The organism is Polaribacter sp. Asnod1-A03 (genome assembly GCF_045063585.1).
Classification (GTDB): Bacteria; Bacteroidota; Bacteroidia; order Flavobacteriales; family Flavobacteriaceae; genus Polaribacter.
Window position 1 is genome coordinate 1,177,953 of the sequence record NZ_JBEFOE010000009.1, and the last position, 14,598, is coordinate 1,192,550.

Below are 14,598 nucleotides of genomic sequence, written 5' to 3' on the forward strand. Positions count from 1 at the left end.
AAGAGATGATAAAAAAATACCTTCTAATAGCCATCTGCACTTTTTCTTTTTCTTGTTTTTCTCAAGATATAGAAGTTAAAGAAGTAAATAATAAAGTTAGATTGAACTTTATACCTGTTTCTATGCCTTCTGATAAATATCCAGAGTTAGAGCAGACAATGGGTTTAGCGGGTTTACATTATCAAATTCCTTTAAATAATTGGCTATATGCCGGAACAGCTTTTTATTTTGCTGCTACAGGAGATCAAGGTGGATTATTTACTTTGGGAGCAGAGTTAGGAGTTAACCAAAAATTATATAAAAATTTATATTTTGATGGTAATTTCCATTTTGGTGGTGGTGGTGGTTATCGACAATATATAAATGATGGTGCCTTTATAAATTCTAATTTAGGATTACAATACAAAAGAAAAAACTTTTCTTTTGGTGTACAATATAGTTATCTAAACTTTTACACCGGAGTAATAAAAGATGATGCAATTTCTTTCTTTATTGAAATACCAAGCCTTTTAGAGTTCACAGATTATAAAAATACTCACAAAGAAATTACAAGTAACAATTCAATTAAGTTCAATAGTACTTATTGGAAAGAACCTGTAAAAAATGCACAGCAAATTCGTTTCGATTTTTTTAAACCTTTCGGAAATTCAAAAAAAGATGATGGAAGTACTTTAAACGAAACATTGTATTTAGTTGGTTTTGAATATCAAAAGTACATTAGTGATAATACATTTCTTTTTGTACACACGGATGCTATATATAAAGGTTTACGTGCTGGCTTTATGGATTTATTTTTCGGAGCTGGATATCAACCATATGAAACCAAATATATAAATCTATTTACAAAACTAGGTATCGGTGCTGCAGGAGGACGAATTGCTCTAGAAGGTGGGATAACAATATATCCCTCTGCTGGAATTGATTTAAAAATAACTAAAAATATGGCTTTAAGTGGTCATGGTGGTTATTATAGAGCTTTAGATGGAGATTTTGAAGCTTACACTGTAGGTTTAGGCTTAAAATATTTTGGGTTAAATGGAGGAAATGTAAACCCTGCTGAAAATAAAGCTACCGATTACACAATAAAAGGACTTAATTTTAACTTACAGAATCAAACTTATTTTGATGTTGACAAAACTGATGATCCTGATAACATTTTGCTAGTTGATTTACAACTTTTAGCAATTCAAATTAAATATGATCTTTTTAAAAACATTTATTTAGTAGGAGAAGCTGGTTTTGCGTATGATGGTAGATCTGGTGGATATGCTAATGGGTTAATTGGTTTGGGTGCAAAAACAAATTCTTTTTTAAATAACAAATTAAACCTATTTGTAGATTTAATGGCTGGTGCAGGTGGTGGTGCAGGTGTTGATACTGAAGAAGGAGTTGTTATAAGACCTACTATAGGTTTAAACTATGAATTAGTGGATAATTTTTCTGTTTTTGCATCAGGAGGAAAATTTATTTCTCCTTTTGGTAATGTGGATGCTAATAATATAAATATCGGATTGAGTTTTAACTTTGGAACTCTATCAGTAAACAAATAAAAAGTAGAATTAAATTTAATAAAAATGAATAACGGAATATATGCAAAATTCACCACTCCAAAAGGTGAAATTTTAGTAAAATTAGAAGAAGAAAAAGCTCCAGGAACTGTTGGTAATTTTGTAGCCTTAGCAGAAGGAAATTTAGAAAATTCAGTAAAAGAACAAGGAACTCCTTATTACGATGGTTTAAAATTCCATAGAGTAATTCCTGATTTTATGATACAAGGTGGTTGCCCACAAGGAACAGGAACAGGAAACCCAGGTTATAAATTTGATGACGAGTTTCATCCTGACTTAAAACATGATGCTCCTGGGAAGTTAGCAATGGCTAATTCTGGTCCTGCTACAAACGGAAGTCAGTTTTACATTACTCACGTACCTACCCCTTGGTTAGATGGTAAACACACTGTTTTTGGTTCTGTAATTGAAGGGCAAGATGTAGTTGATGCAATTGCACAAGGTGATGACATGAAAGTAGAAATCATTAAAGTTGGTACAGAAGCAGAAGCTTTTAATGCAATAGAAGCTTTTAGAACTTTTGAAGGTTCAAGAGAAAAAAGAGAAGCAGAAGCCAAAGCAGCTCAAAAAGAAATGTTAGATAAAGTAGCTGCTGGTTACGAAGAAACGGCTAGTGGTCTACGTTACCAAATTTTACAAAAAGGATCAGGAAAAAAAGCTACAAAAGGAGCTGGTGTTTCTGTACATTATAAAGGACAATTATTAGACGGAACCGTTTTTGATTCTTCCTACAAAAGAAAACAACCAATTGATTTTAATGTTGGCGTTGGTCAGGTAATTTCTGGCTGGGATGAAGGAATTCAATTACTACAAGTTGGTGACAAAGCTCGTTTTGTTATACCATCTAACTTAGCATACGGTTCTGCAGGTGCAGGAGGTGTAATACCACCTGATGCTACTTTAATTTTTGATGTAGAGTTAATGGATGTAAAATAAAATTCTAATCTTTTAGAATATATAGAAAAACCGAAGTAAGTTACTTCGGTTTTTTTTTGTCATTTATAATAATGATTCCTGTAAACCTTTTTTAATATTTAACCAGAAAAAATTCCAAAAAGACTTGGTTTTATTTCTTTCTATATTTTCTACATCAACTATTACCACACCATCTTTAGCAGAATCTTTTACAAAAATATTGGCGAGAAAACTTAGTATTTTATCTAGTTCTCTTTTTTCATTTAAAATTTTAACTTTAAAATTTTTAAAATCAATATTAAACTCTCCATTAGAAATAGACTCATTTCCTTCAAAGTCAAAATCCATTCTATTTATAAAGCCTTCCATTTTAACATGTAGAGCAGGAGAAATATAAGAACTCATATTTTTAGATGTTACATTTTTTAAAGTTCCTCTTATTCTAAATTTATCTTGTAGATTATTTATAGCAAAATTATATTTTATATCTAAAGGAGAAGTTCCCATAAAATTTGTTTGAATGTTAACTTCTGTATCAGTCTTATTTTTTTTATCATTATCTATACCTTTAATAGACACATTTAAGTCATCAAAAACCAATACCCCTTGCTCCTTTTCTTTATCTGTAAGTTCTTTATAGATTAATTTAGAATTTATTATATCTATCTGATCTACTTTTAAATGAAATGGTAATTCTCTTAAAGCTTTACTGTAAAGTTTTTTATATTTATTAGAAGTAGGATAGCGGGTTTTATCTAAAAAATATTCAAAATTTACATCAACAACATTTAACTTTTCTAAATAGATAGACAAACTATCTAGAGCAATCATTTTAAAATTTGGTGATTCAATTTTTTGAATTTTTAAGGACATTAGCCCTTTTTTTTCAGTTATATAATTATCATACTCAGCTTCTGATTTTAAAGGATTAATTTCTAAATTATTAAAAGTAAATTGATTCTTACTTATAGAAATGTTATCTACATTTAATTCTTGAATTTCTGACATTTTCTTATGATAGTCTAAAACTTCTATATTAACATCATTATAAGAAAACGGAAAAGCAGTCTTTATTTTATTATCAACTACAACATCTTTAAAATCAATATTTAATTTTTTAATTTTAGTGTTTTTTAAATCTTCATCTACTATATTTAAAGAACCATTTAAAATTTTAAAATCGCCTATTTTAAAATCTTTTTGTTTTTTACTAGTAGCATCTTTTTCTATTTTATTCTTAAAGATATCTTTAGTTATTTTACCAGACAGTAAAGGGTTTTTAATAATTATAGAATTTACAGTTACTACATCATTCATTAAAAACTTAAAGTAAGAGATTCCTTTAACTTCTATAGAATTAGATTTAAGAAAAAGACTATCCTTAGTTATTTTAACTTCTGTTAAGTCTATATTTCCAAATAAAATATTAGTAGAAAATTTACCTTCAAATTCAAATCCTTTTTCTCCTAATTTATCCTCTAAAATCGAATTAATTTTTTTAGATACAAAAATGTTTAAAAGAAATAAGGACAATAATAAAATAGTAATAAATATGAAACTTTTCTTAAATCTAGCAAAATTCTTTTTCATTAAATCGTGTTTTTTATGGATGTTTTTAATAATTAATCATTAGTTTTTTATCTTATTTAAAAAAACTAAAATCTCCAACAAACAATTCTTGTTACTTTATTCCCTTGATTCATTGGAATTACTTTAAACTCAACTACTCCAAGTTTTTTTGATGATTTTTCTAAACTTTCAACATTTTCCTTTTTAGAAACCAAACTTGTAAACCATTTACTTTTCTCTTTAAATAAAGAGCTTTCATATAAATAATTATGTAAAAAAGCTTTTTCACCTCCTACATACCAAAGTTCGTTATTATTACCCGAAAAATTTCTTACTGCATTATTTCCTAAATTTCTAGCCTTTCTTCTATTTGCACCTTGTGCCTCTTCTGCAGATCTATAAAAAGGCGGATTACACATGGTGGCAGAAAAAAAATCATCTTCTTCTAAAATTCCTTTTAAAATATGTTCTTCATTAAATTGTTGTCTTAACTCAATATAAGAATCTAAATTATTATCATCAATTATATCTTGTGCATAATCTAAAGAATCTAAACTTATATCAGATCCTACAAAATTCCAATCATACTCTGCTACACCTAATAATGGATAAATACAACTTGCTCCTGTACCAATATCTAAAATTTTAATATCTTTTTCTAATGAAAGTAAATCTGATAAATGATGTATGTAATCTAAACGTCCTGGAATTGGTGGGCATAAATTTTCATCGGAAAAATTCCAATTAGAAATCTTATTATAAGAAAATAACAAACCTTTATTGAGCTCTTTTACTGCTATCGGATTAGAAAAATCTATACTTAAATTACCAAAGGTATTATTGGTAACATAATCTTTTAAAGTAGGATTATTTTTAAGAAGTTCATCAAAATTATAACCTTTATTAAACTTATTTTTTGGATGTAATCCTTTATTTCTCATATTCAATCTTAATTAAACTGTTATTCCCTTACAACAAACATTTACAATAAAACAAAAAATAATTAAATAAAAACCTATATTTCAATAACTTAAGATTTAATTAAAACATTTAAAGATACACAAAGATACTACATAACTACTACATCAATTAAATAACTAAATATAATAGCTAAATTTGTTATATAAATTTATTATTCCCCCATTCATTTCCCTCAAAACTTGTAAAAGTCATTTGTAATTAATTATAAATGACTTTTCTTTTTTACAACTTATTTAAAAACTCTTGTAATGATTCTTTTTCAATTTTTAATTTCTTTTTAATCCTATATCTAGTAGTCTCAACACTTCTTGTAGATAAATTTAAAATATTAGCCACCTCTTTACTTCTTAAATTAATAGCTACATATGCACAATGTTTTTGATTTACTACAGATAAATCTGGAACAATTTTTAATAATTTTTTAAAAAAATTAGGCCTATTTTTTTCAAATTGAATTTTAAAATCTTCCCAAATATCTTCTTCAGAAATAATAAGTTGCAACGATCTATTTACAGAATGCATTTTATTACTTGGTATACTTTTTTTATCCTCTATTAAATAATTAATCTTTTTTATTACATTATTAACAGCGTCCTTATAATTAGAAATTTTTAATGTCTTAGTTAACAATGTTTGTTCATTAAACTTTAACAATCCTTCTATCTCTACTTTTTTTAATTTTAACTTTTGATAAATTTCTTCTAATTCATCATAATTATTTAAAAGTTTGGTGTTCAATTCTTCTTTTTCCTTTAAGAGTGTTTTTAATCTATCAGAAAACTTTTTACTTTTATAAATAAGAAAAAAACTTATCAATAAAAACAGTACACAACCAATTAAAATAATTCTATGATTAAAAATTACTTTTTGTTTACTAACTAGTAATTTATTTTCTAAATCATTTTCTGCTTCTAAAAATTTACTTATTTTATCTCTATTCTCTTGGTTTACTAACACAGATAATGAGTCTGAAGCTTTCATGTATTTATAAGCTAGGTTAAGCTTATTTTGTTTTTTACTCAACTCCGCAAAAATTAAATATATTTCTCTATAAGATTTTGTGGAATCAATTAAGAAATTATTTGCTTTACTCTCTTTTATTATTTTTATTCCTTGTGATAAATTAAATACGGCTAAATCATATTGACCAATATTCATATAAGACTCTGCTAATAATGTGTAAAAAGATCTTAATCTTACTTTTTTCACATCATCTTTTTCACTTAAAATAATTCCTTTTTTAGCATAATCTATAACCTCATACCAATTTTTATTTTCTACATATAGCTTACATAGGTTAATATAAATATCGATTATAAAAGATTTATCGGTATTTTTTTCTCCATAAGAAATCGCTTTTTTATAATACTTAATAGATAGTGAAAAATTTTTATTGATGTGATAAAATATACCAAGTAAGTTATTTGAAACAGATTTTATTGTATTGTCATGACATTTTTCTGCAACCTGAACCGCCAAATTAGCATATTTTAAAAATTCTTCATCATTATTTACTGTACGATATTTAATAGCTCTTAAATAGTAAACTTTACTTAAAATACATACATCATTAAAAACAATATTATTTTTATCTATAAAAAATAAAACAGGAATTAAACTTTCTGTATCATCATTAAATTCTGATTTTAAAAAAGCTTTTTGTATTTTTTCTTCTAGATTATCGTGTGTAACATGATCACTCTTTATCGTAGTAGAGCAACTTTCAAAAATTAAAAAAAATATTAATAGGTAAAAAAATTTAAAAGACATTAGCAATTATAAAAATCACAAATTACAAAGTAATTATTGTAAATTCAAGTGATAAACATTTAAAACCAATTTTTACTAATTTCACAAATAAAAAGCTGAATTTTAAATAATATTTAGAAAAATTATAGAAACAAATATTTGAAACCCAATTTAGTATAAATTTTAAATAATCTAATTCCATCATCTAAGTCCTTATATACTTTTCTATACCTGTTTAAAAATCACTTATTAATTTACTTCAAATATTTTTAAGTAGAAAAATACAGATCAATTAAAATAAATAAAATACTTAAAATCAATTAATTGAAACTTAAAATACATATTTTTAAGTAGATATTGGTACTACATAACTACTACAACTATTAAATAACTAGATATAAAAACTAAATTTGTTGTATTAAGTTATTATTCCCCCATTCTTTTTCCTTTAAAATTTATAAAAGTCATTTATATTATTTATAAATGACTTTTCTTTTGTTATAATCTAGCTAGAAATTCTTGTAACGTTTCTTTTTCAATTTTTAATTTCTTTTTAATCCTATATCTAGTAGTCTCAACACTTCTTGTTGATAAATTTAAAATATTAGCTACCTCTTTACTTCTTAAATTAATAGCTACATATGCACAGTGTTTTTGATTTACTATCGATAAATCTGGAGCAATTTTTAATAATTTTTTAAAAAAATAGGGCCTATTTTTTTCAAATTGAATTTTAAAATCTTCCCAAATACCTTCTTCAGAAATAATGAGTTGCAAAGACCTATTAACAGAATGCATTTTATTACCAGATATACCTTTTTTATCTTCAATTAAAAAATTAATCTTTTTTATTACATTATTAATAGCGTCTTTATAATTAGAAATTTTTAAAGTTTTTGTTAGTAATGCTTGTTCATTATATTTTAATAATTTTTCTATTTCTTTATTCTTTAAAATTAAACCTTTATGTGTTTCTTTTAATTCATAAAAATTATTTAGAATTATATGATTTAACTCTTCTTTTTCATTTACTACAACCTTCAGTTTCTTGGAAAAATAATTACTTCTGTAAATAAGACAAAAGCTTATCAATAAAAAAAAGATGCAACCAATTAAAATAATTCTATGATTAGAAATTATTTTCTGTTTACTAATTAATAATTTTTTTTCTAAATTATCTTCTATACTCAAATAGCTTCTAACTCTATCTTTATTTACTTGATTAGCTAATACAGATAAAGAATCTGAATCTTTCATATAATTATAAGCTAATTCAAAATTATTCTGTTTTTTATTTAATTCTGCATAAATTAAATATATTTCTCTATAAAACTTTATAGTTTCTTGTTCTATTATTGGTTCTTTAGAGTTTTCAGTATTCTTTATTGCTTCCACTAAATAACTTTCTGCTAGATCAAATTGAAACAAACTTGTATAAGCTTTTGCCAAAAAAATATAAAAATATTTTATTCTATCTTTTTTAGCTTCACTATCTTTAGCTAATACAATCCCTTTATTCGCGTTTGCTATAACCTCTTTCCAATTATTTTCTAATGTATATATTTTAGTGAGGTTGACATAAGTATCTATGATAAAAGAATTATCTACACTTTTTTTACCATAAGAAATTGCTTTTTTATAATGATCAATAGATCTTAAATAATCATCATTTTCATGATAAAATATACCTAACAAATTATTAGAAGCAACATTAATAATGTAATCATTACAGTTTTTAGCAACATTAACAGACTTCATTGCATATTTTAAAAAATCTTTATTGTTATTTATTGTTCTAAATTTTATAGCCTTTAAATGGTAGACTTTACTTAAGACACATGTATCTTTAAAAACAATATTATTTTTGTCTATAAAAAATAAAACAGGAATTAATGTTTTTACATCATCATGTAATTCTGCTTCTAAAAAAGCATCTTGTATTTTGTCTTCTAGATTATCATAAGTAATCTGGCCACTCTTCTTAGTAGAGCAGCTTATAAAAAGTAAAAAAAATATAAAAAAGTAAAAAAACTTTGTAGGCATTAGCAATTATAAAAACCCTAAATTACAAAGTAATTACTGTAAATTCAAGCGATAAAGGTTTTAGAGACATTTTTACTGATTCTATAAATAAAGAGCCATATTCTAAGTAATACTCAGAAAAGTTACGTTGACGTTCTTCTAAACTCTGATTTGGCAAAATATCATTTTGTAATAAGGTAATTCTATCAACTAAATCTTTCTGTCTTTTTTTCTCTGCCTTTAACAAACGCTTTTGTAAATTTTCTAAACCTTTTATTTGTTTTCTTTCTTGAGCTTTTACAGCATTTTTAAAAGAGATGTCTGTTTTAATAGCTACTTTTTGTAATTCAGAAAATTGATTTTCTAAAAACTGAATCTTTTCATCAAAATTTACTTTAATTTCTGAGTTTTCAACTACTTTTTTAGACAGTAAATCAAATTGATTTAAAAACAATTCTTCCAAAGAAATATCTAATCTATTTAACTTTTTTTCTTGCTTTTCTGATACAACTTGTACAGAATTACGTAACAATAAAATAGGAAAAGGTATTGCTACTTTATTAAAATAACCTTTTAACTCCAACCAATAAGCCATTTCTCCTCCACCTCCTAAATAACACAGATTTGGTAAAATTACTTCTTGATACAAAGGTCTCATGATAACATTTGGAGAAAATGCTTTCGGATTTTCTGCCACTTCTTTTAAAATGTCTGTTTTAGAAAATGTAATTTTTGTATTGTTTACTTTATACAATCCATCTTCAAAAATGATACGTTCTCTAAAATCATTACCCAAATAAAACAAATTAATCTCTCTAGGATTAACTTGAATTTTATAATTTTTCTCTAATTCATCAATAGTTTTAAAAACCTCTTTAAAAGAAGTTTCATTTTCTAATTCGTCTTTTACAAATGGTGCAAATAACTCTTTTAAATCGGTATCATCACCATCCACAATAACTAAACCATATTCTGCAAATAATTCGTTTGCTATAAAACGTGTTGCTTTTGCTAAATTAGCATGCTCTAAGTATGCTTCAGAAAATAATTTTTTAATAAATTCTGCATTTCTAGAATTTCCTAAATGACTAGAAAAAACTTCATAAACATCTTGTAATCCCTCTGTTGAAAAACGTCCTACAGCACCACCATCTTCTCTATTCCATTGTACTTTTTTTCCATTAAAATTAAAATAATTAATTTCATCAAAATCATGATCTTCTGTTGCCATCCAATAAACTGGAACAAAATTTTGCTCAGGAAATTTTTCTGATAATTCTTCACATAAATTAACTGCAGAAATAATCTTATACAAGAAATATAAAGGCCCAGTAAACAAATTTAATTGATGACCTGTTGTAATTGTAAACGTATTTTGTTGCTTTAATAAAGCTATATTTTCTTTCGTTTTTTCTGATGTTTTAAAACCTTTGTATTGCTTTTTTAAAGCATCAGCTAAAACTAATCTAGATTGTAATCTATAAGATTTTTGTTTTTCTTCTATCTGATTATGAAAACCAGAAATATCAGGAAAATTATTATAAAATGGTTGTATTTCTTCTTTTTTCTCTAAGTAATCAATCATGGTTTTAGAGAAAAAACCTGTTTTTTTAAATGGAATTTGTGTTACTTTCATACTTAAATAAAAATAACATTTTTTTTGCAACAATCAGAGTCTGATATAGTGTTCATGCGATTTGGTTAATTTTTTTATAAAAATACGAATATTTTAAATCTTTGTCGAAAACTTAAATTTAATCTAACAAATTTTTAACAAGTTTCAGATTTTTTTATAGAATAACAAAAAAAAATATTCGTTACATTTGGTTAAAATTATATTTATATGAAGCTTAAACTATTACTTTTTAGTGCTTTCTTTACTATAGGAAGCTTATTCTCTCAAACCATACAATCTCCCTCTGAATTTTTGGGTTACGAAATCGGAAGTCGTTTTACAAGACACCATAAAGTAGTAGATTACTTTACATATGTAAGCGAAACTCTTTCTAACGTTACATTAGAAAAATACGGAGAAACTAATGAACATAGACCTTTGTATGTGAGTTACATCTCTTCTCAAGAAAATATTGATAATTTAGAAAATATCAGAAAAAATAATCTTGCTCAAACAGGAATTATTGATGGAAATTCTGATAATAAAAAAGCCATTGTTTGGTTAAGTTATAATGTACATGGTAATGAAGCTTCTAGTACAGAAGCTGCTATGTTAACAATTTACGAACTGGTAACTAATAAGAAAGATTGGTTAAAAAACACAGTTGTTATTATGGATCCTTGTATTAATCCTGATGGTAGAGACCGTTATGTAAATTGGTACAATCAGGTAAAAAGTACTCCTTTTGATATAGGTCAAGATGCAAAAGAACATCATGAACCTTGGCCTGGAGGAAGACCAAATCATTATTTATTTGATTTAAATAGAGATTGGGCTTGGGTAACTCAAATTGAGTCTCAGCAAAGAATAAAAATGTATAATAAATGGATGCCACATGTTCATGTAGATTTTCATGAACAAGGTATTAATAGTCCGTATTATTTTGCACCTGCAGCAGAACCTTTTCATGAAGTTATTACAGATTGGCAAAGAAGTTTTCAAACACAAATAGGAAAAAACCACGCTAGTTATTTTGATAAAGAAGGTTGGTTATACTTTACAAAAGAAAGTTTCGATTTACTATACCCGAGTTATGGAGACACTTACCCGATTTATATGGGAGCAATTGGTATGACTTATGAACAAGCAGGTCATGGACGTGCAGGTTTAGGTATTACTACTAATGAAGGGGAAGTTTTAACTTTAACATCAAGAGCAACTCACCACATGACAACGGGTTTATCTACTGTAGAAATTTCATCTAAAAACGCAGAAAAATTAAATACTGAGTTTAAAAAATTCTTCGATAATAATAATTCTGATTATAAAAGTTTTGTTTTAAAAAACGATAATGATGATAAAACAAATCGTTTAAAAAACTTATTAAATACGCACGAAATTAAATATGAATTTGCAAACAGCGGAACTATAAAAGGTTACAATTATGGCACTCAAAAAGAAGAAAAATTTACAACTTCTAAAGGAGATTTAGTAATACATACAAATCAACCAAAAGGGACAATGGTTAAAGTATTATTTGAACCTAAAGCTAAATTAGTAGATTCTTTAACTTACGATATTACAGCTTGGTCTTTACCATACGCTTATGGTTTTAATGCAGTTGCTTCCAAAACTAAAGTAACTACAACTACCTTTACAATTACAAAAAATATTACAAATTCTATTGATAAAAATGCTTATGCTTACATTGCAAAATGGAATAGTATAGAAGATGCTAAGTTTTTAGCCACTTTATTAAAAGAAAATATAACTCCTCGTTTTGCTGAAAAACCTTTTTCTTTAGAAGGAAATTCTTACGAAAGAGGAACTTTAGTTATCTTAAGAAATGATAACCGATTTGCTGATTTTGATAGTAAATTACTTGCTATTTCTAATAGCAACAACAGAAAAATTCAACCTGTTTCTACTGGTTTTGTTGATGCTGGTTTAGATTTTGGTTCTTATAGCGTAAAACCTATTAACAAACAGAAAGTAGCTTTACTTTCTGGAGAAGGAACTTCTTCTTTAAGTTTTGGAGAAATTTGGCACTTTTTTGAACAAGAATTAAAATACCCTTTAACTGTAATAAACTCAGATTATTTTAGTAGAACAGATTTTTCTAGTTACGATGTTATTATAATTCCTAATGGTCGTTATAGTAGTGTATTAGATAAAAGTACTTTAGATAAATTAACAACTTTTACACGTTCTGGAGGAACTTTAATTACAATTGGTGGTGCTTTAAGTAGTTTTGCTGATAAAAAAGGTTTTGCTCTTAAAAGTAAAAAATCTAAAGAAGACACTATCAAAAGTAATTTAACTCCTTATGCAGAACTAGAAAGAAAAAGTGTTCGTAACTTAATTACTGGTGCAATCTTTAAAAGTAAAGTTGATGCTAGCCATCCTTTAGCTTTTGGTTATAATGACGAATATTTTTCTTTAAAATTAAGCGGATCTACTTATGATTATTTAGAAAACGGTGGTAATGTTGCTTATTTTGATAAAGGAACTAAAAACATTTCTGGTTATGCAGGTAGTAAAGCTGTTAAAAAAGTGCCTGAATCTTTATTATTTGGTGAAGAACAAAAAGGAAGAGGAAGTATTATTTATATGGTAGACAATCCTTTATTCAGATCTTTTTGGGATAATGGAAAATTATTTTTAGCAAATGCTGTTTTTCTATTAAATTCTGATGATTTAAATTAACATTTCTTATTATATAACACATAAAAAAACCACTCTAATGAGTGGTTTTTTTATGTGTTATATATTTATTTTCTCTTTTTATGTAAAGAAACTGGCTTTTCTTGCTTAACAACTGGTGTTCCATACAAATCGTAATCTCCAGCTTCATGAATTTCAATATCTATAAATTCACCTATTTTAATGTAATGTTCTTTAGCATCCACAATTACATCATTATCTACATCTGGCGAATCAAATTCTGTTCTTCCATAAAAATATTCTCCGTCTTTTCTATCAAACAGACATCTAAATGTTTTACCCACTTTTTGCTGATTCAATTCCCAAGAAATTTGAGATTGAATTTCCATAATTTCATTTACACGTTTAAATTTAACATCTGCTGGAACATCATCTTCTAAAACATAAGCGCCAGTATTTTCTTCGTGAGAATATTCAAAAGCTCCCAAACGTTCAAAACGCATTTCTTCTACCCAATCTTTTAATTCTTGAAACATTTCTTCTGTTTCACCAGGATAACCAACAATTAACGTGGTTCTAATTGCCATTTCTGGTACAGCTTCTCTAAATTTATAAATTAAAGATGTTGTTTTTTCATGAGTCGTTCCTCTTTTCATTGATTTTAACAACTCAGTATTAATGTGTTGTAAAGGAATATCTAAATAATTACAAACCTTAGGTTCACGTTTCATCACCTCTAAAACATCCATCGGAAAACCAGTAGGGAATGCATAATGTAAACGAATCCATTCAATTCCTTCTACTTTTACCAAAGCTTCTAACAATTCTGCTAAAGCTCTTTTCTTATAAATATCTAAACCATAATATGTTAAATCTTGAGCGATTAACATAATTTCTTTAATTCCTTTTTCGGCTAATTTAGTAGCTTCTATAACAATTTCTTCAATTGGAGTAGAAACGTGTTTACCTCTCATTAAAGGAATTGCACAAAAAGAACAAGGTCTATCGCAACCTTCTGCAATTTTTAAATATGCATAATGTTTTGGCGTTGTTGTTAAACGTTCCCCAATTAATTCATGCTTATAATCTGCTTCTAAAGCTTGTAGAAGGTTTGGTAAATCATGCGTACCAAAATATTGATCTACGTTTTTAATTTCGTTTTCTAAATCTGGTTTATAACGCTCACTTAAACAACCAGAAACAAAAACTTTATCAATTTCTCCCGCCTCTTTTCTTTGTGCATAATGCAAAATAGTATCTATAGACTCTTCTTTTGCTTTACCAATAAATCCACAAGTATTTATTACAACAATATTTCCATCATCATTTACATCTTCATGCACAACTTCTTTTCCGTTGGCTTTTAATTGCCCCATTAAAACTTCACTATCGTAAACGTTTTTAGAACAACCTAAAGTTACAACGTTAATCTTATTTTTTTTGATGGTTTTTGTACGCATTGTATTATGTTTTAAGCGAGTGCAAAAGTACGTCTTTTAAAATAATTAAAAATTA

General features: G+C 26.3%; 9 protein-coding genes. 3 read left to right on the top strand and 6 right to left on the bottom strand.

Annotation, left to right across the window (positions count from 1 at the left end):
- Positions 1–5: 5 nt before the first annotated feature.
- Both ACJJVY_RS05710 and ACJJVY_RS05715 read left to right on the top strand, forming a co-directional pair.
- Entirely contained in the window at positions 6–1,550 is a 1,545-nt protein-coding gene (locus ACJJVY_RS05710) for a hypothetical protein (RefSeq protein ID WP_405606044.1), read from the top strand.
- A gap of 24 nt (positions 1,551–1,574) precedes the next feature.
- The gene (locus tag ACJJVY_RS05715; RefSeq protein ID WP_405606045.1) at positions 1,575–2,504 is read left to right on the top strand and encodes a peptidylprolyl isomerase; all 930 of its coding nucleotides are present in this window, start codon (positions 1,575–1,577) and stop codon (positions 2,502–2,504) included.
- A 63-nt stretch (positions 2,505–2,567) separates the two neighbouring features.
- On the opposite strand, the gene ACJJVY_RS05720 is transcribed toward ACJJVY_RS05715, so the two are convergent.
- The 5 genes from ACJJVY_RS05720 to bshC all read right to left on the bottom strand — a co-directional run bounded on the left by ACJJVY_RS05720 (position 2,568) and on the right by bshC (position 10,440).
- Positions 2,568–4,073: a DUF748 domain-containing protein gene (locus ACJJVY_RS05720; RefSeq protein WP_405606046.1), complete on the bottom strand. Its 1,506-nt coding sequence runs from the start codon at positions 4,071–4,073 to the stop codon at positions 2,568–2,570.
- 65 nt (positions 4,074–4,138) lie between these two features.
- Positions 4,139–4,993 (bottom strand): 23S rRNA (adenine(1618)-N(6))-methyltransferase RlmF, encoded by an 855-nt coding sequence (gene rlmF, locus ACJJVY_RS05725; RefSeq protein ID WP_405606047.1) that lies wholly within the window; start codon positions 4,991–4,993, stop codon positions 4,139–4,141.
- Between the two features lie 262 nt (positions 4,994–5,255).
- Entirely contained in the window at positions 5,256–6,803 is a 1,548-nt protein-coding gene (locus tag ACJJVY_RS05730) for a hypothetical protein (RefSeq protein ID WP_405606048.1), read from the bottom strand.
- A gap of 477 nt (positions 6,804–7,280) precedes the next feature.
- Positions 7,281–8,825 carry a hypothetical protein gene (locus ACJJVY_RS05735; RefSeq protein ID WP_405606049.1) on the bottom strand — a complete coding sequence of 515 codons (1,545 nt, stop codon included), beginning with the start codon at positions 8,823–8,825 and terminating at the stop codon, positions 7,281–7,283.
- A 22-nt stretch (positions 8,826–8,847) separates the two neighbouring features.
- Positions 8,848–10,440: a bacillithiol biosynthesis cysteine-adding enzyme BshC gene (gene bshC / locus ACJJVY_RS05740; protein ID WP_405606050.1), complete on the bottom strand. Its 1,593-nt coding sequence runs from the start codon at positions 10,438–10,440 to the stop codon at positions 8,848–8,850.
- Between the two features lie 207 nt (positions 10,441–10,647).
- Between bshC and ACJJVY_RS05745 the strand changes: the two genes are divergently transcribed.
- Positions 10,648–13,125, top strand: coding sequence for a M14 family metallopeptidase (locus ACJJVY_RS05745; RefSeq protein ID WP_405606051.1), 2,478 nt, complete (start codon positions 10,648–10,650; stop codon positions 13,123–13,125).
- A gap of 65 nt (positions 13,126–13,190) precedes the next feature.
- On the opposite strand, the gene rimO is transcribed toward ACJJVY_RS05745, so the two are convergent.
- Entirely contained in the window at positions 13,191–14,543 is a 1,353-nt protein-coding gene (gene rimO, locus ACJJVY_RS05750) for a 30S ribosomal protein S12 methylthiotransferase RimO (protein WP_405606052.1), read from the bottom strand.
- Positions 14,544–14,598 lie beyond the last annotated feature (55 nt).

What these genes read in the sequence shown, in the direction of transcription:
- ACJJVY_RS05710 (WP_405606044.1), top strand. Translation starts at nt 6, where the DNA reads ATGATAAAAAAATACCTTCTAATAGCCATCTGCACTTTTTCTTTTTCT.
- ACJJVY_RS05715 (WP_405606045.1), top strand. Translation starts at nt 1,575, where the DNA reads ATGAATAACGGAATATATGCAAAATTCACCACTCCAAAAGGTGAAATT.
- ACJJVY_RS05720 (WP_405606046.1), bottom strand. Translation starts at nt 4,073, where the DNA reads ATGAAAAAGAATTTTGCTAGATTTAAGAAAAGTTTCATATTTATTACT.
- rlmF (WP_405606047.1), bottom strand. Translation starts at nt 4,993, where the DNA reads ATGAGAAATAAAGGATTACATCCAAAAAATAAGTTTAATAAAGGTTAT.
- ACJJVY_RS05730 (WP_405606048.1), bottom strand. Translation starts at nt 6,803, where the DNA reads ATGTCTTTTAAATTTTTTTACCTATTAATATTTTTTTTAATTTTTGAA.
- ACJJVY_RS05735 (WP_405606049.1), bottom strand. Translation starts at nt 8,825, where the DNA reads ATGCCTACAAAGTTTTTTTACTTTTTTATATTTTTTTTACTTTTTATA.
- bshC (WP_405606050.1), bottom strand. Translation starts at nt 10,440, where the DNA reads ATGAAAGTAACACAAATTCCATTTAAAAAAACAGGTTTTTTCTCTAAA.
- ACJJVY_RS05745 (WP_405606051.1), top strand. Translation starts at nt 10,648, where the DNA reads ATGAAGCTTAAACTATTACTTTTTAGTGCTTTCTTTACTATAGGAAGC.
- rimO (WP_405606052.1), bottom strand. Translation starts at nt 14,543, where the DNA reads ATGCGTACAAAAACCATCAAAAAAAATAAGATTAACGTTGTAACTTTA.